Below are 23,117 nucleotides of genomic sequence, written 5' to 3'. Positions count from 1 at the left end.
CGCGTCGGCATTGATCGGCATTGCCGTGGATCAGGCGCTGATCTTCGCCTGCGCCGCCAGACGATTGATCGCCCGTTCCAGTTCATCCAGTGCGGTTGAGGCCTTGGGATCTTCCTGTTTGAGCAGGGTTTCGCTGCGTTGGCAGGCCGCGCGCAATTGCGGAACGCCGCAGTAGCGGGTAGCGCCGTGCAGGCGGTGGACCCGTTCGAGCAGACCGTTCTGATCCTGATTGTCGCGGGCCGTGCGAATGGCTTCACGGTCGGCCTCGAGCGAAGCCAGCAACATGGCCAGCATGTCCGCCGCCAGATCCGCCTTGCCGGCGGCCAGGCGCAAGCCTTCCTCGTGATCCAGTACTGGCAGGTCCTGATGCCCAACGAGGCTTTCTCCGCCACGGTCCGGTGCCTGATTGCGCAGCGCCAGTCCCGTCCACTTCAGCACCACTTGGGCCAGTTGCCGTTCGCTGATCGGTTTGGTCAGGTAGTCGTCCATGCCGCTTTGCAGCAGTGCGCGTTTTTCGTTGGCCATGGCGTGGGCGGTGAGGGCGACGATCGGCAGCGGCGTGCAATGACGTTCGCTTTCCCACTGACGGATCGTCTCGGTGCTCTGGCGCCCGTCCATGCCGGGCATCTGCACGTCCATCAGCACCAGATCGAAGGTTTCGCTCTGCACAGCCTTGACCGCGGCGTAACCGCTTTCGACGGCCAGTACCTTGGCGCCCATGTCTTCAAGCAGGGTCTGCACCAGCAACAGGTTGGCCGGGTTGTCGTCGACACACAGCACTTTCGGCGCGCGGCTCGACAGCGGTTCGCCGGGTTCGCTGCGGGTCTGGCGCGGGTTGACCATGTCCGACAGTGCCCGGCGCAGCTTGCGGGTGCAGGCCGGTTTGGACTGGAGCTGGCTGTGCGGGTTGGGCACCGAGAGATGGAACAGCGTCAGTTCGGTGGTCGGGCACAACACCAGTACCCGGCAGCCGAGGTGTTCGAGATCCCAGATGTGCTGGTTGAGTCGTTCCGGCGGCATGTCGTTGCTGGTGATGCCGAGCACCGCCAGATCGATGGCCTGATCGGTCTGATGGGCGCCGGTGACGCCATTGGTCAGGCTTTCCAGGGTATTGAATGGCGTGACGTCGAGCCCGCAGTCTTCCAGTTGATGCTGCAAGGCCTGACGCGCCAGTTCGTGATTTTCCAGCACCGCCACCCGACGCCCGAGCAACGGCGCAGCAGGCAGGTCTTCGCCATCGTCGCGGGTCTTGGGCAGGCTCAGGCTGATCCAGAACTCCGAGCCTTCGCCCGGAGTGCTGTCGACGCCGATCTCGCCGCCCATCTGTTCGATCAGACGTTTGGAAATCACCAGCCCCAAACCGGTGCCGCCGGGCTGGCGCGACAGCGAGTTGTCAGCCTGGCTGAACGCCTGGAACAACGCGCGCACGTCCTGGTTCGACAGGCCGATGCCGGTGTCCTGAATGCTGATGCGCAACTGCACGCTGTCTTCGTGTTCTTCTTCGAGCATGGCGCGGGCGACGATGGTGCCCTCGCGGGTGAACTTGATCGCATTGCTGACAAGGTTGGTGAGGATCTGCTTGAGCCGCAGCGGATCACCGACCAGCGACAGCGGTGTGTCGCGGTATACCAGACTCACCAGTTCCAGCTGCTTGGCGTGGGCAGCAGGGGCGAGAATGTTCAGGGTGTCCTGCAACAGGTCGCGCAGGTTGAACGGGATATGGTCGAGCACCAGTTTGCCGGCCTCGATTTTCGAGAAATCGAGAATTTCGTTGATGATCCCCAGCAGGCTGTCGGCGGACTTTTCGATGGTGCCCAGATAGTCGAGCTGGCGCGGAGTCAGCTCGCTTTTCTGCAACAGGTGGGTGAAACCGAGGATGCCGTTGAGCGGCGTGCGGATTTCGTGACTCATGTTGGCGAGGAACTCGGACTTGATCCGGCTCGCTTCCAGGGCTTCCTTGCGGGCCAGGTCCAGTTCGATGTTCTGGATCTCGATGGTTTCCAAGTTCTGGCGCACGTCTTCGGTGGCCTGATCGACGCTGTGCTGCAATTCTTCCCGGGCGTTCTGCAGGGTACCGGCCATGCGGTTGATGCCGGACGCCAGTTCATCCAGTTCCTGGCTGCCAAGGGGCGGCAGGCGGGTTTCCAGATGACCGTCCTTGAGCTGCGCGACGGCCTGTTTGATCTGGCTTATCGGGCGATTGATCGTACGGCCCATGCGCAGCGCCAGCAGTGCGGCGCCGGCCAGTCCTGCAGCGATCAGCAAGAGGCTGGCGAACAGGCTGCGGTAACCGCGCAGCAACATGCCGTTATGCGACAGTTCCAGCTCGACCCAGCCGAGCAATCGTTCGGACTCCTCGGGGATCATTTCGCCGGCCAGATTGCGGTGCTTGCCGAAAACCGGCAGCAGATAGCGAGTGGCATCGTTGCCGCTGCGCCGCAGCAATTGCGTGCTGTCGCCGCTCGGGGCCTGGTTGAGCATGGTCGGTCCGGCGTGGGCCAGTGGCGAGCGGTCCGGGCCGAGGAAAGTCACCGCACGCACGTCCGGTTGTTCAAGCGACTGAGTGGCGATGCGCTCGAGCAGCTCGGTATCGCCGTGACCCATGGCCCGTGCCACCAGCGGGGCAAGCTGTTCAGCGATCATCTCGCCGCGCTGCATCAGTTGGGCCTGCAGGTCGGACTGCTGCATCCAGGTGAAATAGCCGCCCAGTACCAGCGCCATCAGGCTGGTCGGCAACAGGGTCAGCAACAATACGCGACCTTTGATCCCCAGTTTCTTGAGCACGCCTTTCTCCTGCATCCCGCTGATCATTGACTCTTGCGTGCTTCCGGCACGCGGCATGGGCGCAGTGTAGCGATTTGCTTGCGGGCATTCCCGGGAAAAATGGTGTCGTGATTCGACCTGCCCGGCACCGGTCATTTGTCCGACGGGTCAACCGTGGGTTGCCCGGCGGCGGCCAATCTTGAATAATCGCCCAACTGAGAATTATTTGCAGATAGTCATGACTCCTGTCTCTGTTGGCCAGCCACGCATTCTTTCCATCGAGGACGATCCGGTGCTCGGTGCCTATGTTCACGAGCAACTGGGCCGCAGCGGCTTCCAGGTCACCTGGTGCCGGGACGGCAGCGAAGGCCTCAACATCGCCCGTCGTCAGCCATTCGACGTGGTGTTGATGGACATCCTGTTGCCGGGGCTCGATGGCCTTAACGTCCTGACTCAACTGCGCCAGAGCCATTCCACCCCGGTGCTGCTGATGTCGGCACTGGGGGCGGAGGCCGATCGCATCAGCGGTTTTCGCCTCGGGGCCGACGACTACCTGCCCAAACCCTTCAGCATGGCCGAGCTGCACGTGCGGATCGAAGCGATCCTGCGGCGTGTCGCTCTCGATCGGCGTCCGGCAATCAGCGCTGAGCCTGTAGCGGCGGGTGGTCTGCACTTCGACGATGAACGATGCGAAGTGTCCTACCGCAATCGAGCCGCCGGCCTGACCCGCAGTGAATACCGCTTGCTGGAAACCCTCAATCGCAATGATGAAGAGGTGCTGAGCAAGGCCTTCCTTTATCAGCACGTGCTTCAGCGTGGCTACGCAGCCCACGACCGCAGCCTCGACATGCACATCAGCCAGATCCGCCGCAAACTCAAATCGATCGGCTACACCGAGCGGGAAGTGCGCACGGTGTGGGGCAAGGGCTACGTTCTGAGCGCCGTCGATGAAGGCGTCTGACCTGCCGGGCCGGCATTCGCTGTTCTGGAAACTGGCCTGCCTGCTGGTGGCGTTCTGTCTGCTGATGATCTGGTTGAGCTGGTCCTGGGGCCGCTATATGGAGGAGCGCAACCAGTTTCTCTCCGACGAGGCGCGCGGCACATTGGCGCGTTATGCCGCCGAAGCCGAAGCGGCGTGGCAGCGCGATCAGCGTGTTGGCATTGACCGCTGGTTGCAGAGCATGGAATTGCGCGAGGCCGGTTGGGTCGGCGTAATTGGCGGTAACCTGCAGTCGCTGAGCAGTGATCCGCTGAACGCACAGGAAATCCAGCACCTGACCTTTCTGCGCGGCCTCGACTGGCCGATTCACAAGCAGGGCCGGCCGTGGCTGCGCGTACCATTCCCCACAGAACCGGCCGCCGGCAGCCTGGTCATCGAGCTGCCTGAACGCTTCCTGCCGGGCAAGTACCGAGTGTTCTGGCGAGTGATCACCAATGGTGTGATCCCCGGCCTGTTCACCTTGCTGCTTTGTGTGGGGCTGTATCGCTTGCTGGTAGTGCCGTTGAACAACCTGCGCGAACAGGCCAACGCGTGGCGTGCCGATCAACTGAATGTGCGTCTGTCGAGCGGCATCACCCAGCGCCCGGACGAGCTCGGCGAACTGGCTCGGGCCTTCGACTCAATGTCCGAACGCCTGCAAACCACCGTTGCATTGCAGCAGCAGTTGTTGCGCGACCTGTCCCATGAACTGCGCACCCCCTGAGCCGCCTGCGGGTGGCCAGTGAAAGCGAGCAGGACCTGCAACCGTTGCGCGAACGCATCGGTCGCGAGGTCGATGGCATGCAGCGGCTGGTGGAGGACACCCTGCAACTGGCCTGGCTCGAAACCGAACGCGCACCGCTGCCGGACGAAGCGATCCAGATCCAGGCCCTGTGGGAAATGCTCACGGAAAACGCCTGTTACGAAAGTTGTTGTCCGGTGGGCCAGTTGCAATGTGCGGTGGATGCATCGTGCTGGGTGCGCGGCAACCTCAATACCCTGGCCCAGGCGCTGGAAAACATCCTGCGCAATGCGATTCGTCATTCGCCCAAGGGCGGCATCGTGCGGCTGGATGGCCGGCGCAATGGCGATTACTGGTTGTTGTGGCTGGAGGATCAGGGCGGTGGCGTGGCGGATGCGGACCTTGAGCGGATCTTCTCGCCGTTCACCCGGCTCGATGGCTCGCGGCCGGGGGACGGTGGTTTCGGTCTTGGGCTGAGCATTGCGAGGAATGCGGTGCAGCGGCAGGGCGGGAGCCTTTGGGCTGAGAACGGCGAGTCAGGGTTGCGATTGAATTTGCGGTTGGTGGCCGATGACAATGCCGCCACTTCCGACGCCTTCGCTGGCAAGCCAGTTCCCACCGTGGATGTGTGTCGTCCGCAGATAGTGTGAACAGCACACGAAAGTGTCAGCACTGCTGACACTCTTTAAAAAGCCTCACCACCGGCGCGACTTTTACTGCTTATTCCAAGAAACCATAAGCACCGCACTTTGCGTGATATGGGCCGCGCAGGTTTGCCGGTATGATAGGCGCCCCCGCTGTCCGGATTGCGAAAAACGCCATGACCTTGCAGTACCCAACCATCGCCGATTGCGTCGGCAACACGCCGCTGGTGCGTTTGCAGCGCCTGCCCGGTGTCACCAGCAACACCCTATTGCTCAAGCTCGAAGGGAACAACCCTGCGGGTTCGGTGAAGGATCGTCCGGCGCTGTCGATGATCACCCGTGCCGAGTTGCGCGGGCAGATCCACGCCGGCGATACGCTGATCGAAGCGACCTCGGGCAACACCGGGATCGCCCTGGCGATGGCTGCCGCGATCAAGGGTTACAAGATGATCCTGATCATGCCGGACAACTCCAGCGCCGAGCGCAAGGCGGCGATGACTGCCTATGGTGCGGAGCTGATTCTGGTCAGCCAGGAAGAGGGCATGGAAGGCGCTCGCGATCTGGCTCAGCGGATGGAAGCCGAAGGCCGTGGCAAGGTGCTGGATCAGTTCGCCAACGGCGACAATCCCGAAGCTCACTACACCACCACCGGCCCGGAAATCTGGCGTCAGACCCAGGGCACCATTACCCATTTCGTCAGCTCCATGGGCACCACCGGGACCATCATGGGCGTGTCGCGCTACCTCAAAGAGCAGAGCGACAGCGTGCAGATCATTGGCCTGCAACCGATGGAAGGCTCGGCCATTCCTGGCATCCGCCGCTGGCCGCAGGAATACCTGCCGAAGATTTATCAGGCTGATCGTGTCGACCGCATCGTCGACATGGCGCAAAGCGAAGCAGAAGACGTTACCCGCCGACTGGCCCGGGAAGAAGGCATCTTCTGTGGCGTGTCCTCGGGCGGTGCGGTGGCAGCGATGCTGCGCCTGTCCAAAGAAGTTGAAAACGCGGTGATCGTCGCGATCATCTGTGACCGTGGCGACCGATACCTGTCGACCGGCATTTTCGACGCGGCCAACTGATGGCAAAGCACGAGAGAGGCCTGCGCTTCCAGCCCACCGGCGGCAGCAAGGCCCCGCAACTCCCGACCGGCAAAAAGCAGCGCTTGAAGATCGAGCGCCTGGCCAATGACGGTCGCGGCATCGCGTTTTTTGAAGGCAAGACCTGGTTCGTCCTCGGCGCCCTGGCGGGTGAAGAAGTCGAAGCGCGGGTGCTTGGCGCCCACGGCAAAGTGGTCGAGGCGCGCACCGAGCGTGTGTTCACCGCCAGCGAATTGCGTCGCCCGGCAGCTTGTCAGCACGCCGGTCGCTGCGGCGGTTGCAGCGTTCAGCATTTGCCCCACGGCGAACAGCTTGCCCTGAAACAGCGCATGCTCGCCGAGCAGCTTTCACGGGTCGCCGGTGTCGAGCCCGAGGAATGGGCCGCACCCTTGACTGGTCCGGAATTCGGCTACCGTCGCCGCGCCCGTATTGCCGTGCGTTGGGACAGCAAGGCCAAAACCCTTGAAGTCGGTTTCCGCGCTGCCGGCAGTCAGGACATCGTGGCGATCAACGAATGCCCGGTGCTGGTACAGCCCTTGCAGCCGATCATGACCCGCTTGCCCCAGATGCTCCGTCGCCTGAGCAAACCGCAGGCGCTGGGGCATGTGGAATTGTTCAGTGGCTCGTCCCTGGCCGTTCTGCTGCGTCACATGGCGCCGTTGTCCGAGGCCGACCTGACGATCCTCAAGGATTTCTGCGCATTCCATGAGGCGCAGTTGTGGCTGCACGGCGAAGGTGAGCCGCAGCCGGTCGATGCCACGCAGTCGCTGGGCTATCGCCTGGAGCAGTGGGGTCTGGAGCTGGCCTGGCGGCCGGGGGATTTCATTCAGGTCAATGCCGGGGTCAACGAAGCGATGGTCGCCCAGGCGCTGGACTGGTTGAAACCGACCGCCGACGAGCGCGTGCTCGATCTGTTCTGCGGTCTCGGCAACTTTGCCTTGCCGCTGGCCAAGGCCGTGCGTGAAGTGGTGGCGATCGAAGGCGTGCAGACCATGGTCGATCGCGCCGCCGCCAACGCTGCCAGTAACAATTTGCATAACACAAAGTTTTTTCAGGCCGATTTATCCCAGCCTTTGACCGATGCCGAATGGATCGGAAACGGCTTTTCTGCGGTACTCTTGGACCCACCGCGTGACGGTGCTTTCGAGGTGGTGCGCAAGCTCGCGACCCTGGGTGCCGAGCGGTTGGTGTATGTGTCGTGCAACCCTGCAACTCTGGCGCGCGATACGGTCGAATTGATCAAGCAGGGCTACCGGTTAAAACGTGCCGGGATTCTCGATATGTTTCCTCAAACGGCACATGTCGAGGCCATGGCGTTATTTGAAGCGAGCTAGGATGGCTCGTCTGATCCGACTGATCGGTCCGTGCAGCACTCGTCTTAGCCCCGCGAGTGCGAACGGGCAATCAAGGTCAGTGATTTGACGCATTGAGTCTGCGTCGTAGGGAAGGTAAAGCAAGATGGTACAGGTGAGAGCACACCAGCCGATCAACACCGACGGCAGTATCAATCTCGAGGCTTGGCTCGATCATGCGGTCAGTGTCGATCTGGCACTGGATCGCGAAGCCTTGAAGGAGGCCTGTGAGTACGCTCGACAGGCCGAGCAACAGTCCAACGCGGCGAAGAATCTCTGGTCCGAAGGCAGCGGCAGTTTCAGCACCGGCCTCGAGATCGCGGAGATTCTCGCCGACCTCAAGCTCGATCAGGATTCGCTGGTCGCGGCGGTGCTTTACCGTGGCGTGCGCGAAGGCCAGATCGAACTGGCAGCGGTCAGCCAGCGCTTCGGCCCGGTGGTCGCCAAACTGATTGACGGCGTGCAGCGCATGGCGGCGATCAGTGCCAGTCTCAGCCCGCGCCAGTCGATGGTGATGGGCACTCAGGGCCAGGTGGAAAACCTGCGCAAGATGCTGGTGGCGATGGTCGACGACGTACGCGTCGCGCTGATCAAACTCGCCGAACGTACCTGTGCGATTCGTGCGGTGAAAACCGCCGACGACGAAAAGCGCAACCGGGTCGCCCGGGAAGTCTTCGACATCTATGCGCCGCTGGCTCACCGTCTCGGCATCGGTCATATCAAATGGGAACTGGAGGATTTGTCCTTCCGTTACCTTGAGCCTGATCAATACAAACAGATCGCCAAGTTGCTGCACGAGCGGCGGCTCGACCGCGAGCGCTTCATCGCCGACGTGATGACCCAGCTCAAGGACGAATTGCAGGCCACCGGCGTCGATGCCGACATCAGCGGCCGGGCCAAACACATTTATTCGATCTGGCGCAAAATGCAGCGCAAGGGTCTGGAGTTCAGCCAGATCTACGACGTGCGTGCGGTGCGCGTGCTGGTGCCGGAAATGCGCGACTGCTACACCGCGCTCGGCATCGTCCACACCCTGTGGCGGCACATCCCGAAAGAATTCGACGACTACATCGCCAACCCGAAAGAGAACGGCTACCGCTCGTTGCATACGGCGGTGATCGGTCCGGAAGGCAAGGTGCTGGAAGTCCAGATCCGTACCCATTCGATGCACGAAGAAGCCGAACTCGGCGTCTGCGCGCACTGGCGCTACAAGGGCACCGACGTCAAATCCGGCTCGAACCACTACGAAGAGAAAATCTCCTGGCTGCGTCAGGTGCTCGAGTGGCACGAAGAACTGGGCGACATCGGCGGCCTGGCCGAACAGCTGCGGGTCGATATCGAACCGGACCGGGTCTACATCTTCACCCCGGACGGCCACGCCATCGACTTGCCGAAAGGCGCGACGCCGCTGGACTTCGCCTACCGGGTGCACACCGAAATCGGTCACAACTGCCGTGGTGCGAAGATCAACGGGCGCATCGTACCGCTCAACTACAGCCTGCAGACCGGCGAGCAGGTCGAGATCATCACCAGCAAGCACGGTACGCCGAGCCGCGACTGGCTGAACCCGAACCTCGGTTACGTCACCACGTCCCGGGCGCGGGCGAAGATCGTTCACTGGTTCAAGCTGCAGGCTCGCGACCAGAACGTCGCGGCGGGCAAGACCCTGATCGAGCGCGAGCTCAATCGCCTCGGTCTGCCGGCGGTGGATTTCGACAAGCTGGCCGACAAGGCCAACATGAAAACCGCCGAAGACATGTTCGCCGCCCTCGGGGCCGGCGATCTGCGTCTGGCGCAACTGGTCAACCTGGCGCAACAACTGGTCGAGCCGGAGCGTGGCAACGAACAGCTGGAACTGATTCCACGCAAGGCCACCGGCTACAAGCCGGGCAAGCGCGGCGATATCCAGATCCAGGGCGTCGGCAACCTGATGACCCAGATGGCCGGCTGCTGCCAGCCGTTGCCGGGCGATGCGATCGTCGGTTACATCACTCAAGGGCGCGGCGTGAGCATTCACCGTCAGGATTGCGCCTCGGTGCTGCAACTGGCCGGGCGCGAGCCGGAGCGGATCATCCAGGTCAGCTGGGGCCCGGTGCCGGTGCTCACCTATCCGGTGGACATCGTCATTCGTGCCTACGACCGTTCCGGCCTGCTGCGTGACGTTTCGCAGGTGCTGCTCAACGAGCGGATCAACGTGCTGGCGGTCAACACCCGCTCGAACAAGGAGGACAACACGGCGCTGATGTCCCTGACCATCGAGATTCCAGGGCTGGACGCACTGGGCCGGTTGCTGGGGCGGATTTCCCAGTTGCCGAACATCATCGAGACGCGGCGTAACCGGACTCCATGAAACCGACCTACAGCCTTGAAGACCTGTTGCACCTGATGAACCGTCTGCGGGATCCGCAGTACGGTTGCCCGTGGGACATCAAGCAGACCTACGCGACCATCGTCCCGCATACCCTCGAAGAAGCCTACGAAGTCGCCGACGCCATCGAGCGCGGCGACTTCGATCACTTGCAGGGGAGTTGGGTGATCTGCTGTTTCAGGTGGTGTATTACAGCCAGCTGGCGCGGGAAGAAGGGCGGTTCGAATTTGCCGGGGTGGTCGACAGCATCACCCGCAAGCTGATTCGTCGTCACCCGCATGTATTCCCCACTGGCGATCTGTATGCACCGCTGGATGTGCCGCGTCTGAGCGAAGAGCAGGTCAAGCAGCGCTGGGAGGAGATCAAGGCCGAAGAGCGTGCCGAGAAATCCGCCGAGCCGCAGCAACTGTCACTGCTCGACGATGTGCCCGCTGCGTTGCCGGCCTTGTCCCGCTCGGCCAAGTTGCAGAAGCGTGCCGGGCAGGTCGGTTTCGACTGGCCGGATGCCCTGCCGGTGCTGGACAAGGTGCGCGAAGAGCTCGATGAAGTGCTCGAAGCCATGTCCGAGAATGACCCGCAAGCGGTGGCGGACGAGATCGGTGACCTGCTGTTTTCCGTGGTCAATCTGGCCCGGCACCTGAAGGTCGATCCGGAAACTGCACTGCGTGGCGCCAACGGCAAGTTCGAACGACGCTTCCGTTTTATCGAACAGGCATTGCGCGACACCCACCGCCCCATGGAAGATTGCACCCTCGAAGAGTTGGACGCCCTGTGGGGTGAAGCCAAACGTCAGGAAAAGAATTTGCCCAGCTGCGGCTGAGCCGTTGCCCAAGTGAGTAAGCATCAATGAGCCTTTCCCTTCGCGACCAGTTGCTCAAGGCAGGACTGGTCAACCAAAAGCAGGCCAAACAGGTCAGCAAAGACAAACAGAAACAACAGCGTCTGGCCCACAAGGGCCAGATCGAACTGGACGACTCCCAGCAGCGTGCTGCCCAGGAAGCTCAGGCCGAGAAGGTCAAGCGCGACCAGGAGCTGAACCGTCAGCAGCAGGAGAAGGCCGAAGCCAAGGCCCGCGCTGCGCAGGTCAAGCAGTTGATCGAAGTCTCGCGTCTGCCGAAGCTGACCACCGAGGACTACTACAACTTCGTCGACGACAAGAAGGTCAAGCGCATCTCCGTCAACACGCTGATGCGCAATAAGCTCAGCAGCGGCTCGCTGGCGATCGTGCACCATGCCGGCGGCTATGAAGTGATTCCTCGTGAAGCGGCCCTGAAGATTCAGGAGCGCGATCCACAGCGCATCGTGCAGCTCAACGAGAAGGTCGAAGAGGTGAGTGCCGAGGATGATCCATACGCCGCGTATGTGATCCCTGACGACCTGATGTGGTAAGCGGGTTTTGCCGGGCTCCGAAGCGGCCCTGAAACACCCGATAACGACAAACCCCGCCAATGGCGGGGTTTGTCGTTTTCAATGCTGTGGTTTCGGTTCAGGCGGATTTCAGATCCCGCTGCCGTTCTTGCAGTTCCAGTTCGGCCTTGTAGTTGTGGGCGTCGATCTCGTTGTGGAACATGCCGACCAGCAAGTCTTGTTGATGCACATCCCAGATCCGTACGCCGGCGGCTACGCCTTCATGGGACATGTGTGAATCGTCGCGTTCAGTTACTTTTACAGTCATCTGCTAGCTCCAATCTCTGTTATCTGCAGCAAGGCGTGTGCAGGACTCTTTTATAAAATTTGTTAGCCTGCTAAGTAAATGCTCGATTTGTGCAATGTATTCTTGCGAAATCTGCAACAGCGCTGGAGCCCGCTGAATCCGCGACATTCAGTCGCAGGGCGGTAAGTTGCATGACAGAAGTTTCATTTTGGCGCGGCTGAAAAGTGCTTTTTCCAGGCGAAAAAAAACGCCCCGAACCAGTCGGGGCGTTTTCATGTGCGGCTCAGCGGAAGGGAATTACTTGCCTTCCCAGCGCTTCAGCACGAGGGTGGCGTTGGTGCCACCGAAGCCGAAGCTGTTGCTCATCACGGTGTTGATGGTGGCGTTCTCGCGGGTCTTGGTCAGCACCGGCAGATCGGCCACTTCAGGGTCCAGTTCGTCGATGTTGGCGGAACCGGCGATGAAGTTGCCTTCCATCATCAGCATGCAGTAGATCGCTTCGTGAACGCCGGCGGCGCCCAGGGAGTGACCCGACAGGCTCTTGGTGGAGCTGATGGCCGGGGCCTTGTCGCCGAACACTTCACGCACGCCTTTCATTTCCGCGACGTCGCCGACCGGGGTCGAGGTGCCGTGGGTGTTCAGGTAGTCGATCGGAGTGTCGACGGTGGACATTGCCATCTGCATGCAGCGGATGGCGCCTTCGCCGCTTGGAGCCACCATGTCGTAGCCGTCGGACGTCGCGCCGTAGCCGACGATTTCCGCGTAGATCTTCGCGCCACGGGCCAGAGCGTGCTCCAGCTCCTCGACCACGACCATGCCGCCACCGCCGGCGATGACGAAACCGTCACGGTCGGCGTCGTAGGCGCGGGAGGCTTGTTCCGGGGTGTCGTTGCGCTTGCTGGACAGGGCGCCCATTGCGTCGAACAGGAACGACTGGCTCCAGTGCTCCTCTTCACCGCCACCGGCGAACACGATGTCCTGCTTGCCCATCTGGATCTGTTCCATGGCGGTACCGATGCAGTGAGCACTGGTGGCGCAGGCAGATGCGATGGAGTAGTTCAGGCCCTTGATCTTGAACGGAGTGGCCAGGCACGCCGAAACGGTACTGCTCATGGTCCGCGTTACACGGTATGGGCCAACGCGCTTGACGCCTTTCTCGCGCAGGATGTCCAGCGCTTCCATCTGGTTCAGGGTCGACGCACCGCCCGAACCGGCGATCAGGCCGGTACGCGGGTTGGACACCTGCTCTTCGGTCAGACCGGAATCGGTGATGGCGTCTTTCATGGCCAGGTAGGCGTAAGCCGCTGCGTGGCCAACGAAACGATAGATCTTGCGATCGATCAGTTCTTCAAGGTTGAGGTCGATGGAGCCGGAAACCTGGCTACGCAGACCCATTTCGGCGTATTCCGGGTTGAACCGGATGCCAGGGCGGCTTGCACGCAGGTTAGCGGAGACGGTCTCTTTGTCATTGCCCAGGCACGAAACAATGCCCAGACCAGTGATAACGACGCGGCGCATGCGAATAACCCTTAGAAGTTGTCAGTGGAGGTGAACACGCCGACGCGAAGGCCTTCGGCGGTGTAGATTTCGCGACCGTCGACAGTCACCGAACCGTCGGCGATGGCCAGGTTCAGCTTGCCCTTGAGGACGCGTTTGATATGAATGTTGTAAGTGACTTTCTTGGCGGTCGGCAGGACCTGGCCGAAGAATTTCACTTCGCCCGAACCCAGCGCACGGCCGCGGCCCGGCAGGCCTTGCCAGCCCAGGAAGAAACCGACCAGTTGCCACATGGCGTCCAGACCCAGGCAGCCCGGCATCACCGGATCGCCCTCGAAGTGGCAAGCGAAGAACCACAGGTCAGGGTTGATATCCAGCTCGGCGACCAATTCACCTTTGCCGTACTTGCCGCCTTCTTCGCTGATCAGGGTGATGCGATCCACCATCAGCATGTTCGGGGCGGGCAGTTGCGCGTTACCTGGGCCGAACAGCTCACCGCGACTGCAGCGCAGCAGGTCTTCCCGAGTAAAGGCGTTTTGTTTGGTCATGCGAGCTCCTCAATAATCCCATGCGGCAGGTGGGGCAAATCTTCCCGACCGATCGACGCGTTCATGCCTCGAACCGGCAGCCTACTCATAGACTATTGCGTTGTGGTGAAAGTCACAGCACCAAGGACATGAATGTACACTTGTGCACTGAAATTTTTATTCAAGCCCCTTTTGAGGCCCGTTCGGGTGCCTAAGACTGCCGCACTTTCGCTTTTCACGCCAGTCGCAGATGCTCGAAAGGGCCTCTCTACTGCACCCAGCGCTGCAGAATCTGCTGCAGGTCATTGCGTTTGAATGGCTTGGCCAGGTAATCGTTCATGCCCGCCGACAGGCAGTTTTCCCGGTCGCCCTGCAACGCATTGGCCGTCAGGGCGATGATCGGCACATGGCCGCAGCCGGGCAGGCGGCGGATCTGTCGGGTCGCCTCGTAACCGTCGATGATCGGCAAGCGGCAGTCCATCAGAATCGCTTCGTAACGACTGCCCCCGGCGCTGCGTACAGCCTGCATGCCGTCGGTGGCAACGCTGACAGTGAAGCCCAGGCTGCGCAACATGGCCTCGATCACGGTCTGGTTGACCGGGTTGTCCTCCACCAGCAAGACATTGCGGCCTTCGCCGTCAGCCTTGCCATCCATTGCGCGTGGTGCCGCCAGTGCTGGCAAATCCTGCTTATATAAAGCCAGCGGAATTTCCAGGGTGAACACCGAGCCGCGACCTTCTTCGCTTTGCGCGCGCAAGGTTCCGCCCATGCGCTCGGCCAGGGTGCGGGCGATCGGCAGGCCCAGACCGGTACCGCCATAACGACGGGAGATTGAGCTGTCGGCCTGCTGGAACGCGTTGAACATCAATTCCAGGCTTTCGGAAGAAATTCCGATGCCGCTGTCGCGCACCGAGCAGGTGAACCACAGCAATTCGTGATCCAGCGACTGCCACTGCGCCTCGATGCTGACGCGCCCCTGTTCGGTGAACTTCAGCGCATTGCCCACCAGATTGACCAGAATCTGCCGGATCCGCGTCGGGTCACCCTGTACCTGCAAACCGCGCAGGTCTTCGGGAATCCGCAGTTGCAACTCCAGGCCACGCTGCGCCGCGCTGTGCTGGAACGATTGCGCGCAAGCGCCGATCAGGTCGGCGAGGTTGAACGGAATGTGCTCCAGCTCCAGTTCCGAACGCTCGATGCGCGAGAAATCCAGAATGTCGTTGATCACCTTGAGCAAATGCTCGGTGGACTCGGAAGCCAGCGCCGCGTACTCGATCTGCTCCTCGGTCATCTGCGTGGTTTCCAGCAATTGCAGCATGCCCAGGACACCGTTCATTGGCGTGCGCAGTTCATGACTCATCATGGCCAGGAAGTCCGATTTGGCGTTGTTGGCCTTTTCCGCCTCTTCACGAGTCTGGATCAGCTGCGCCATGGCCTGGTGCTGTTCGCGACTGGCCTGTTCCAGCGCCTGGGCCAGATTGTTGATGTGCTGCGACAAGGCCCCCAGCTCGGTGTCATCGACAATCGGCAACGGCGTCTTGTAGTCGCCGTCCTGAATCGCCTTGACCGCATTGCCAATGTCGCGGATCGGCTGCGACAGGCTGCCGGCCAGGCGCCGCGCCAGAACGAAGGTGAAGAGCAGGGCAAACAGCGCCAGGATCCCGGCCTTGAGCAGGATTTCCTGTTGGCGCTGACTGAATGCATCGTTGGACAGGCCGACGATCACCCGTCCCAGGTAATCCTCGCTGGCACCGCCGTTGTTGGTCTTGCCGTCCTGAAAGAAATCATTGTGCAAGGCAATCCGTTGCAGCCGCACCGGTGACTGGAACACTTCGACCTGATGCGGGCGTTTGTGCGTATCCGATGGTTGTTCGACATACGCCAGAATCCGGTTGGCGCTGTCCTGGATTTCCAGAAACCGCACATTGGGCGTGGCCAGTGTGGCTTTCAGCAGGCTTTCCAACACTTCGTTGTTGCCGGAAATCACCCCGTACTCGGTAGCGGGCGCGAGCTGGTTGGCGATCAGTTGGCCAGTGTGATTCAGCTCCTGACGCAGATCCTGGATGCGCACGAAGGTGAAAAAACTGATCAACAGCAAGGTCAGCAACAGCGCAGGGCCCAGGCTGATCAACTGGGTGCGGGTATTGATGTCCCAACGGCGGAAAATCATGGGCGGCGCTCTCCTTCGGCCAGCTCTTCGGCAACAGACGCTTCATTCATCGGTTCTATGCCTAATGAACGAGCGACCTGCGCATTGCTTGATACTTTAAAACGCCCGGGATAGAGCGATCGCGGCCAGGCGGCCGGTGGGCGGTCGAGCAATTCGTCGAGCACCGTCAGCCAATCGCTTTGATCGCTGTAGGTACTGGCGAGGCTGCCGGCACGTACGAACGAGACGTTCGGGCCGACCAATGCCAGTTGTCGCGAATAGCTGCTCAGCAGCAGGTTTTTTGCGGTTCTCGGGTTGTACAGGTCAGGGTCGTCCAGGCCCAGCAGCACATCGCTGTTTTTCAGGACGTTTTGCAAGGGACGGTTGTCGTGGGTGTTGTCCCAGCGTTGCGGAACGATCTGCAGGTTCAGCGGCTGGGCGGCCGATTGCAGTTCCTTGAGCAGGAACTCGCTGTGCTGATCGAACAGCACGCCGACCCGCTGAGCCTGGGGCAGAATCCGTCGGATCAGTTGCAACTGGCGACTCAGCGGCGGATCGCTCCACAGCAGGCTCAGGTGCGGCGGTTGCGCGGTGCCGAAGCGTTGCCGGGCCTGCAGGCGGCTGATCCGCAGGACCAACGTCGCCGGTCCCTGAGGTTCCTGCATGCGCCAGTCGAGGCTCGGCAGGTCCAACAGAATCAGGCGCAGGCTGGATGGCAGCTTGCCCGGCGCCGGCAGGCTCGCCAGTGGCTGGAAATGTACGCGGTCGGTTGGGCGCAGTTCGCTCAGGGCCTGGACGAACGATTGCACGCCGGGGCTTTCCTCGGCGCCGGTCAGCAGAATGTCGGCCGCTTGCACCGCCACTCCGTGCAGCCACGCTGTCAGGAACAGACACAGTCCGGCCAGCCATTGGGCGGCCGTTGGCATCTTTCGTGACATGGCGTAACGCATCTAGAACTCCAGCTCGGCGCTGAAGTACATCACCCGGCGTTCGTCGTAATTGTTGTCGACGAACGTGGTTGGCTCATTGTCCAGACGCTGTTGCAGCACCCCGGCCAGTTGCAGTTGAGCCTTGCCCAGCGGGATGCGTTTGGCGATGCGCGTGTCGACCCGTTCGAAACGATAGCCGTTGAGTGCATTGTCGCCGTAATAGAAGAGGGCACTGTTCCAGCCCTGGCCCCAATCGCGCAGCCAGCCGGCCGAGCCACTGTTGCGCGCGGTGAACTGCTGGTCCAGCGGGTTGCTTGCTTCGGCGTCGACGTAGGCGTAGGTCAGGCGCAGTCGATCGGCCGCACTCAGGCGCCAGTCCAGCTGGGTTTCGGTGCCGCGAAAGCGCGAGTCGTTGGCGTTGCTAGCGATGTACTGGTTGTTGCGCAGCGGTTCGCTGATCATCCCGGTGATTTCGTCGTAGAACAGCTTTACGTCCAGCGCCAGGCCCCATTCAGGGAAAAAGCCGTTGTAGCCCAGTTCCCGCGAGCGCATGTGCTCCTGGTCCAGATCGCCGGGGCCCCGGGTCTTGACGAAGTAACGGGCCGAAGACTGGCCGTAGGCGGAGGGGCGCAGGTTGGTCACCTGATAACTCCAATTGACGTTGTTCTCGAACATGTCCGGCGAGCGGATCGCTTCCGAGTACACCGCACGCAGGCTGTGGCGCGGGTTGATCAGGTAATTGACGGCAAACCTGGGCGTCAGCGAACTGCCGATAAGTTGAGTGTTTTCAAACATGGCGCCGCCCTGCAACAGCCAGTGTTCGCTGGCGCGCCACTCCAGTTGGCCAAAGGCGCGCCACGTGGTGTCGTCCAGCGTTCCGTTGAAATAGGTCTCGGAATCGGCCCGGTCGTAACGATAGTTCAGGCCGCTGACCAGACGCAGACTGTCGGACAGACTGAGGGTGTCCTGCAACTCCAGGTCATAGCGCGATTCCCGGGCACTCTGGTCGATGTCGCCGCACAGCGTCCGGCTGGCGCCGTTGCGCCATTGATCGAGCACCTGATTGGCCAGGGCCATTTCCGCGGGCGTGCCGGGCGCAGCTCCGGGCCCGGTGTAGCGGGTGATGTTGCGCGCCAGTTGCTCGGTGTAGTTCGGGTTGAGCTGCCACAGCTCCGTAAGCTGCGGGCTGAATGACACCTCGGCGTCGCAGGCGCGCCAGGTCTGCTGGCGATCCCAGTGTTGCGCCGAGCCTTGTACATAAAGGCTGTGATCGGGGTTGATGTCCAGGTTCCAGCGCACCGAGCCGGCGTAATCCTTGGCGATTACGTCGGAATTGTTCCCGGCAGCGGTAATCCCGGAGAACACCGGGCGGTAGGTGTACGGCCGCTGATTGGTCCCGTCCTTGGCGTTGAGTTGCCAGTCCACGCTCTGGTTGTCGCTCAGCGTCTGACTGACCGCAAGGCTGAAGCGGTTCAAGCGGCGGCTGTCACGGTAATCGGCGCCGGTGCGGTCGCTGTCGAAGCCGTCATCTTCCTGGCCAGACAGCGACAGACGCAGGTCGCCGCCATTCCAGCCCGTTCCCTGGCTGGCATAAAAGTCGTTGATGCCCCGTTGGCCACGGGTGATTTTCAGCCGAGTGCCGTGGCTGTCGGCCGGGTTGCGGGTGATGATGTTGACCACTGCCATCAGCGCGTTGGCGCCGTAACTGACGGTGTTCGGGCCGCGAAAGACTTCGATGCGTTCGATGTCTTCCATGGCCACCGGAATGTCGCTCCAGTCCACCGTGGCCAGGCCGGCGCGGTACACCGAGCGGCCATCGATCAGCACTTGCATGCGCCGCGCTTCGGTGGCGTTAGTGCCGTGATAGTTCACCACCGCCTGATTGCCGCTGATGTTGCCGACCATCATGCCGGGCACCAGGCGCAGCAGTTCGCTGATGTCCCGGGCGCCGCTGGCGTTGATCAGTTCGCTGTCGATCACGGTCATGCTGCCGGGGACTTCCGCCGGCGACTGTTTCAGGCGCGTGGCCGTGAGGATCTGGGGCAAGGCCTCGCTGTCGAGAAACAGGTCGTCCGCCAGCAACATCGGGCTGAACAGCAGCGCCAGCAGCAGGGACGAACGCGGGGAAGGAGTGCCAGAAAACACGACGCAGCCTTGATAGCAAAGAATTGGCGCGCATGTTAACCGAGGACAGTGACTTTTCCAGTCACGTTGCGGGCATTTTCCTCGGATTTATTGGTCTTCTTCCTACAAGTGCGGGTAATTGACGCCGGGGCTGTCCGAGAAGGGGCCGCTCCGTATAATGCCCGCATCGCCACTGGTATGGATTAACGGATTACATATGACTGAACAGCGCCCGATTGCGGTCCTGGGAGGCGGAAGTTTCGGTACCGCCGTGGCCAATCTGTTGGCCGAGAACGGCCATCAAGTCCGGCAGTGGATGCGTGACCCCGAGCAGGCCGAGGCCATCCGGGTCAATCGCGAGAACCCGCGTTATCTCAAGGGCATCAAGATTCTGCCGGGCGTGACGGCCGTCACCGACCTGCAGGAAACCCTCGATGCCTGCGAGTTGTGCTTCGTCGCGTTGCCATCGAGTGCACTGCGCACGGTATTGGCGGCGCATGCCGAGCGCCTGAGCGGCAAGATGCTGGTCAGTCTGACCAAAGGCATCGAAGCCCACACCTTCAAACTGATGAGCCAGATCCTCGAAGAAATCGCCCCGCAGGCGCGCATCGGCGTGCTGTCCGGGCCGAACCTGGCGCGGGAAATCGCCGAGCACGCGCTGACCGCCACGGTGGTCGCCAGTGAGGACGAAGAACTGTGCAAGGAAGTGCAGGCCGCGCTGCATGGTCGCACTTTCCGTGTATATGCCAGTGCCGACCGCTTCGGCGTGGAGCTGGGCGGTGCACTGAAAAACGTCTACGCGATCATTGCCGGCATGGCGGTGGCGCTGGAGATGGGCGAAAACACCAAGAGCATGCTGATCACTCGCGCCCTGGCCGAGATGACCCGGTTCGCGGTGAATCAGGGCGCCAACCCGATGACCTTCCTCGGTCTGGCCGGGGTCGGCGACCTGATCGTCACCTGCTCGTCGCCGAAAAGCCGCAACTATCAAGTCGGTTTCGCTCTGGGTCAGGGTTTGAGCCTCGACGAAGCGGTATCGCGCCTCGGTGAAGTGGCCGAAGGGGTCAACACCCTGAAAGTGCTCAAGGCCAAGGCCCAGGAGGTCGGCGTGTACATGCCGCTGGTCGCCGGGCTCCACGCGATCCTGTTCGAAGGGCGCACGCTGGAACAGGTGATCGGCCTGTTGATGCGCGCCGAGCCGAAGACCGACGTCGACTTCATTTCCACCAGCGGTTTCAACTGATTGCCTTTTATTTCAGGGCAGGGGAGCTAGACATGAACGATCCGAAAACCGAAGCCAAGTACGAATCCATCCTGCTGCGGGTGTTGTGGATGATCGTCTACATCGTGGTCTGGCAAGTGGCGCAGTTCATCCTCGGCGCGGTGGTGCTGGTGCAGTTGATCTATCGTTTGATCTATGGCGCCCCGAGCGCCGGTCTGATGAATTTCGGCGACAGCCTGAGCCAGTTCCTGGCCCAGATCGGCCGGTTCGGCAGTTTCCACAGCGACCAGAAACCCTGGCCGTTCGCCGACTGGCCGGCGCCGCGTGCCCCGGAAGGTGAAGCGCCACACGTCGTCGCGCCGGCACCGCATCCGGCCCGGGATGAGGAACCCAAGCTATGAAACTCTGGGTATTGCGTCACGGCGAGGCCGAGCCCTATGGCTCGCGCCCCGATTCGAGCGGAATTGACCGCTCACGGCCGCAAGGAAGTGCTCAGCAGCGCCGCCCGATTGATGGGCCAGCCACTGACGGCGATTTACGCCAGCCCGTACTTGCGTGCGCAGCAGACTGCGCAGCTGGTGCGCGAGGCACTGGGTTTCGAGCCGGAGATCCGCACGGTCGAATGGCTGACACCGGAAGTCGATCCGGATCGCGTCGCCGAGCAACTGGTGTCGGTGAGCAACGTGCTGCTAGTCAGCCACAATCCGCTGGTCGGGCATCTGCTCAGCTACCTGCAACATGGCGCCGGTTATCCGCCGGAAAAGGTCAGCACCGCCGGACTGGCCGAGCTTGAGCACAGCGAGTTGCTGATCGGCTCGATGACGCTCAACAGCCTCAAGCATCCGTGAAATTTTTTGTATGAAATAGTCAACCAAGCACTTGCTTGGTTGACTACGCTTGCTCCATCCCAAAAAGAAAGGAGCGAGTCGCATGTCTGCTGCTTTTCGATTGCCGCTGGACGTGTTCTACGAGCGCGAGGCCCGACACCCGCGCCAACGCTTTCTGGTGCAACCCGTCGGCGGCGGGCAGGTCGAGACGCTGACCTGGGCCGACGTCGGCCATCAGGCCCGCTGCGCCGCACACTGGCTGCGCTCCCGGGAGTTGCCACAGGGCAGCCATATCGCCCTGATCTCGAAAAACTGCGCCCACTGGATCATCGCCGACCTGGCGATCTGGATGGCCGGGCATGTCTCGGTACCACTCTATCCCAACCTCACGGCCGACTCGGTCCATCAGGTCCTCACTCACTCCGAAAGCGTACTGGCGTTCATCGGCAAACTGGATGACTGGCCGGGGATGTCGGTCGGGGTGCCGACGGATCTGCCAACCATCAGTCTGCCGCTGCACCCGCCGGGCGAGTTCGATTTCAACTGGGGCGACCTGCAACGTTATTCACCGATCCAGGACGACCCGCGACCCGCCGCCGAGCAACTGGCGACCATCATCTACACCTCCGGCACCACCGGCCTGCCCAAAGGCGTGATGCACAGTTTTGCCAACCTCGGGTTCGCAACGACTCGCGGCACACAGTTGTTCGGCCTCAATGAAAACGATCGGCTGCTGTCCTATCTGCCGCTGTGCCATGTGGCTGAGCGGATGTTCGTCGAACTGGCGTCGATCTATACCGGGCAAACCGTTTTCTTTGCCGAGAGTCTCGATACTTTTCTCGACGATCTGAGACGGGCGCGGCCGACGGCGATGTTTGGCGTGCCGAGGATCTGGACCAAATTCCAGATGGGCGTCTACAGCAAGATCCCGGCGAAACGTCTGGATTTTCTCCTCGGTCTGCCCTTCATCGGCAAAAGGATCGGCCACAAGGTGTTGGCCGGGTTGGGGCTGGATGCCCTGCGCGTGGCGTTGTCTGGTGCAGCGCCGGTGCCGCTGACCTTGCTGCGCTGGTATCAGAAACTCGGGCTCGACGTGCTGGAGGTCTACGGCATGACCGAGAGTTGCGGCTATTCGCATATCTGCCTGCCGGGGCAATACGAGGAAGGCTGGATCGGCCGGCCATGTCCTGACGTCGAGGTGCGAATCGACGACTCCGGCGAAGTGCAGGTGCGCAGCCAGGCCAACATGCTGGGCTATTTCAAGGAACCACAGAAAACCGCCGAGACCCTGACCGTCGACGGCTTCCTGCGCACCGGCGACAAGGGCGAACAGGACGCCGAAGGGCGTTTGCGCCTGACCGGGCGGCTCAAGGAAATCTTCAAGACCAGCAAAGGCAAATACGTCGCCCCGGCGCCGATTGAAAACCGCCTCGCCGTGCATACCCGGATCGAGCAGGTCTGCGTGGTCGGCGATGGTCTGAGCGCACCGCTGGGGTTGTGTGTGATCTCGGCAGCCGGGCATGAAGACGCACGGCCGCAACTGCATTCGAGCCTGGAAAAGCTGCTGGAGGAGGTCAACGCCGTGCTCGACAAGCACGAACGCCTGCGGCGTCTGGTGGTGGTCAAGGACAGTTGGGCGGTGGAAAACGGATTCCTTACGCCGACCCTGAAGATCAAACGCAACGTCATCGAAGACACCTACGGCGCGCGCTTCGAAGAATGGAGCGAGCGCAGCGAGGCGGTGCTGTGGCAGGATTGAGCGACGATCAAAACAACAAAGGAAGCCTGCGATGACCTTGTGGCGTACCACTCCGAACATCGAGCAGTTGAACGCAATCCAGAAAAACACCATCGGCGAAGTGCTGGACATCCGCTTCGAGTCCTTCGACGAGGAATCGCTGACGGCCAGCATGGTCATCGACCATCGCACCCATCAGCCTTACGGCCTGCTGCACGGCGGCGCCTCGGTGGTGCTGGCCGAGACTGTCGGCTCCATGGCCAGTTACCTGTGCATCGATGCCAGCAAGTTCTATTGCGTGGGGCTGGAGATCAACGCCAACCATCTGCGTGGGCTGCGCAGCGGACGGGTGACGGCGGTGGCCAAGCCGATTCACATTGGCCGCACGACCCATGTCTGGGACATCCGCCTGACCAGCGATGAAGGCAAGGCCAGTTGTGTGTCGCGGTTGACCATGGCGGTGGTGCCACTGGGAGAACAGCCGCCTGCCCGATGAGGATAGTGG

16 protein-coding genes and 3 pseudogenes are annotated in these 23,117 nt (G+C 61.6%); 12 read left to right on the top strand and 7 right to left on the bottom strand.

Annotated features, from left to right (window positions below; translation table 11 throughout):
• Window positions 1-30: 30 nt before the first annotated feature.
• The gene (locus R1A29_RS20730; RefSeq protein ID WP_438299424.1) at window positions 31-2,784 is read right to left on the bottom strand and encodes a response regulator; all 2,754 of its coding nucleotides are present in this window, start codon (window positions 2,782-2,784) and stop codon (window positions 31-33) included.
• A 217-nt stretch (window positions 2,785-3,001) separates the two neighbouring features.
• Between R1A29_RS20730 and R1A29_RS20725 the strand changes: the two genes are divergently transcribed.
• From R1A29_RS20725 to R1A29_RS20695, 7 genes and pseudogenes are all read left to right on the top strand, one after another.
• Window positions 3,002-3,724, top strand: coding sequence for a response regulator transcription factor (locus tag R1A29_RS20725; protein WP_438299423.1), 723 nt, complete (start codon window positions 3,002-3,004; stop codon window positions 3,722-3,724).
• Window positions 3,711-5,134, top strand: a pseudogene (locus tag R1A29_RS20720) (histidine kinase sensor domain-containing protein). The gene R1A29_RS20725 and the pseudogene R1A29_RS20720 overlap by 14 nt, the downstream one beginning before the upstream one ends.
• Window positions 5,135-5,304: 170 nt before the next feature.
• Window positions 5,305-6,207: a cysteine synthase CysM gene (cysM, locus tag R1A29_RS20715; protein ID WP_114884822.1), complete on the top strand. Its 903-nt coding sequence runs from the start codon at window positions 5,305-5,307 to the stop codon at window positions 6,205-6,207.
• Window positions 6,207-7,559 (top strand): 23S rRNA (uracil(1939)-C(5))-methyltransferase RlmD, encoded by a 1,353-nt coding sequence (gene rlmD, locus R1A29_RS20710; RefSeq protein ID WP_438299422.1) that lies wholly within the window; start codon window positions 6,207-6,209, stop codon window positions 7,557-7,559. Before cysM ends, rlmD begins: the two co-directional genes overlap by 1 nt.
• Window positions 7,560-7,683: 124 nt before the next feature.
• A complete protein-coding gene (relA, locus tag R1A29_RS20705; RefSeq protein WP_085710978.1) occupies window positions 7,684-9,927 on the top strand; it encodes a GTP diphosphokinase in 2,244 nt (747 codons plus the stop codon).
• Window positions 9,924-10,765: pseudogene (gene mazG / locus R1A29_RS20700) on the top strand (nucleoside triphosphate pyrophosphohydrolase). Before relA ends, mazG begins: the two are co-directional and overlap by 4 nt.
• Before the next feature lie 26 nt (window positions 10,766-10,791).
• On the top strand, window positions 10,792-11,334 hold the full coding sequence (locus R1A29_RS20695) for a DUF2058 domain-containing protein (RefSeq protein ID WP_085710976.1): 543 nt from the start codon (window positions 10,792-10,794) through the stop codon (window positions 11,332-11,334).
• 97 nt (window positions 11,335-11,431) lie between these two features.
• Here the strand turns inward: R1A29_RS20695 and R1A29_RS20690 are convergent, their stop codons facing one another.
• The 6 genes from R1A29_RS20690 to R1A29_RS20665 all read right to left on the bottom strand — a co-directional run bounded on the left by R1A29_RS20690 (window position 11,432) and on the right by R1A29_RS20665 (window position 18,786).
• Entirely contained in the window at window positions 11,432-11,620 is a 189-nt protein-coding gene (locus R1A29_RS20690; RefSeq protein WP_007957795.1) for a hypothetical protein, read from the bottom strand.
• Between the two features lie 276 nt (window positions 11,621-11,896).
• Complete coding sequence (gene fabB / locus R1A29_RS20685; protein WP_007968959.1) at window positions 11,897-13,117, bottom strand: beta-ketoacyl-ACP synthase I; 1,221 nt, start codon at window positions 13,115-13,117, stop codon at window positions 11,897-11,899.
• Window positions 13,118-13,128: 11 nt separating this feature from the next.
• Window positions 13,129-13,644: a 3-hydroxyacyl-[acyl-carrier-protein] dehydratase FabA gene (gene fabA / locus R1A29_RS20680; protein ID WP_003227150.1), complete on the bottom strand. Its 516-nt coding sequence runs from the start codon at window positions 13,642-13,644 to the stop codon at window positions 13,129-13,131.
• A 247-nt stretch (window positions 13,645-13,891) separates the two neighbouring features.
• Window positions 13,892-15,793, bottom strand: coding sequence for an ATP-binding protein (locus tag R1A29_RS20675; protein WP_438299421.1), 1,902 nt, complete (start codon window positions 15,791-15,793; stop codon window positions 13,892-13,894).
• Complete coding sequence (locus R1A29_RS20670) at window positions 15,790-16,722, bottom strand: ABC transporter substrate-binding protein (protein ID WP_438299420.1); 933 nt, start codon at window positions 16,720-16,722, stop codon at window positions 15,790-15,792. Before R1A29_RS20670 ends, R1A29_RS20675 begins: the two co-directional genes overlap by 4 nt.
• A complete protein-coding gene (locus R1A29_RS20665) occupies window positions 16,723-18,786 on the bottom strand; it encodes a TonB-dependent receptor plug domain-containing protein (protein WP_438302072.1) in 2,064 nt (687 codons plus the stop codon).
• A 256-nt stretch (window positions 18,787-19,042) separates the two neighbouring features.
• On the opposite strand from R1A29_RS20665, the gene R1A29_RS20660 reads away from it, so the two are divergent.
• From R1A29_RS20660 to R1A29_RS20640, 5 genes and pseudogenes are all read left to right on the top strand, one after another.
• The gene (locus R1A29_RS20660; RefSeq protein WP_114884804.1) at window positions 19,043-20,068 is read left to right on the top strand and encodes an NAD(P)H-dependent glycerol-3-phosphate dehydrogenase; all 1,026 of its coding nucleotides are present in this window, start codon (window positions 19,043-19,045) and stop codon (window positions 20,066-20,068) included.
• 32 nt (window positions 20,069-20,100) lie between these two features.
• Window positions 20,101-20,448: a DUF4389 domain-containing protein gene (locus R1A29_RS20655; RefSeq protein WP_438299419.1), complete on the top strand. Its 348-nt coding sequence runs from the start codon at window positions 20,101-20,103 to the stop codon at window positions 20,446-20,448.
• Window positions 20,445-20,895, top strand: a pseudogene (gene sixA, locus R1A29_RS20650) (phosphohistidine phosphatase SixA). Before R1A29_RS20655 ends, sixA begins: the two are co-directional and overlap by 4 nt.
• Before the next feature lie 82 nt (window positions 20,896-20,977).
• The gene (locus R1A29_RS20645) at window positions 20,978-22,633 is read left to right on the top strand and encodes an AMP-binding protein (protein ID WP_438299418.1); all 1,656 of its coding nucleotides are present in this window, start codon (window positions 20,978-20,980) and stop codon (window positions 22,631-22,633) included.
• Window positions 22,634-22,664: 31 nt separating this feature from the next.
• Window positions 22,665-23,108, top strand: coding sequence for a hotdog fold thioesterase (locus R1A29_RS20640; protein WP_007957810.1), 444 nt, complete (start codon window positions 22,665-22,667; stop codon window positions 23,106-23,108).
• The last annotated feature ends 9 nt before the right edge of the window (window positions 23,109-23,117 follow it).

The sequence above is a fragment of the Pseudomonas sp. NMS19W genome (assembly GCF_051554255.1).
Taxonomy (GTDB): Bacteria; Pseudomonadota; Gammaproteobacteria; order Pseudomonadales; family Pseudomonadaceae; genus Aquipseudomonas; species Aquipseudomonas kribbensis.
The sequence above is the reverse complement of the archived record's forward strand: the minus strand, read 5'-3'. Positions and strand labels throughout refer to the sequence as shown.

Bases quoted from the DNA above. Each gene is read 5' to 3' on its own strand.
- R1A29_RS20670 (WP_438299420.1), bottom strand. From the start codon at position 16,722: ATGCGTTACGCCATGTCACGAAAGATGCCAACGGCCGCCCAATGGCTG.
- R1A29_RS20665 (WP_438302072.1), bottom strand. From the start codon at position 18,786: ATGTTGCTGGCGGACGACCTGTTTCTCGACAGCGAGGCCTTGCCCCAG.
- fabB (WP_007968959.1), bottom strand. From the start codon at position 13,117: ATGCGCCGCGTCGTTATCACTGGTCTGGGCATTGTTTCGTGCCTGGGC.
- R1A29_RS20695 (WP_085710976.1), top strand. From the start codon at position 10,792: ATGAGCCTTTCCCTTCGCGACCAGTTGCTCAAGGCAGGACTGGTCAAC.
- R1A29_RS20690 (WP_007957795.1), bottom strand. From the start codon at position 11,620: ATGACTGTAAAAGTAACTGAACGCGACGATTCACACATGTCCCATGAA.
- R1A29_RS20645 (WP_438299418.1), top strand. From the start codon at position 20,978: ATGTCTGCTGCTTTTCGATTGCCGCTGGACGTGTTCTACGAGCGCGAG.
- R1A29_RS20640 (WP_007957810.1), top strand. From the start codon at position 22,665: ATGACCTTGTGGCGTACCACTCCGAACATCGAGCAGTTGAACGCAATC.
- cysM (WP_114884822.1), top strand. From the start codon at position 5,305: ATGACCTTGCAGTACCCAACCATCGCCGATTGCGTCGGCAACACGCCG.
- R1A29_RS20675 (WP_438299421.1), bottom strand. From the start codon at position 15,793: ATGATTTTCCGCCGTTGGGACATCAATACCCGCACCCAGTTGATCAGC.
- R1A29_RS20660 (WP_114884804.1), top strand. From the start codon at position 19,043: ATGACTGAACAGCGCCCGATTGCGGTCCTGGGAGGCGGAAGTTTCGGT.
- rlmD (WP_438299422.1), top strand. From the start codon at position 6,207: ATGGCAAAGCACGAGAGAGGCCTGCGCTTCCAGCCCACCGGCGGCAGC.
- relA (WP_085710978.1), top strand. From the start codon at position 7,684: ATGGTACAGGTGAGAGCACACCAGCCGATCAACACCGACGGCAGTATC.
- R1A29_RS20655 (WP_438299419.1), top strand. From the start codon at position 20,101: ATGAACGATCCGAAAACCGAAGCCAAGTACGAATCCATCCTGCTGCGG.
- R1A29_RS20725 (WP_438299423.1), top strand. From the start codon at position 3,002: ATGACTCCTGTCTCTGTTGGCCAGCCACGCATTCTTTCCATCGAGGAC.
- fabA (WP_003227150.1), bottom strand. From the start codon at position 13,644: ATGACCAAACAAAACGCCTTTACTCGGGAAGACCTGCTGCGCTGCAGT.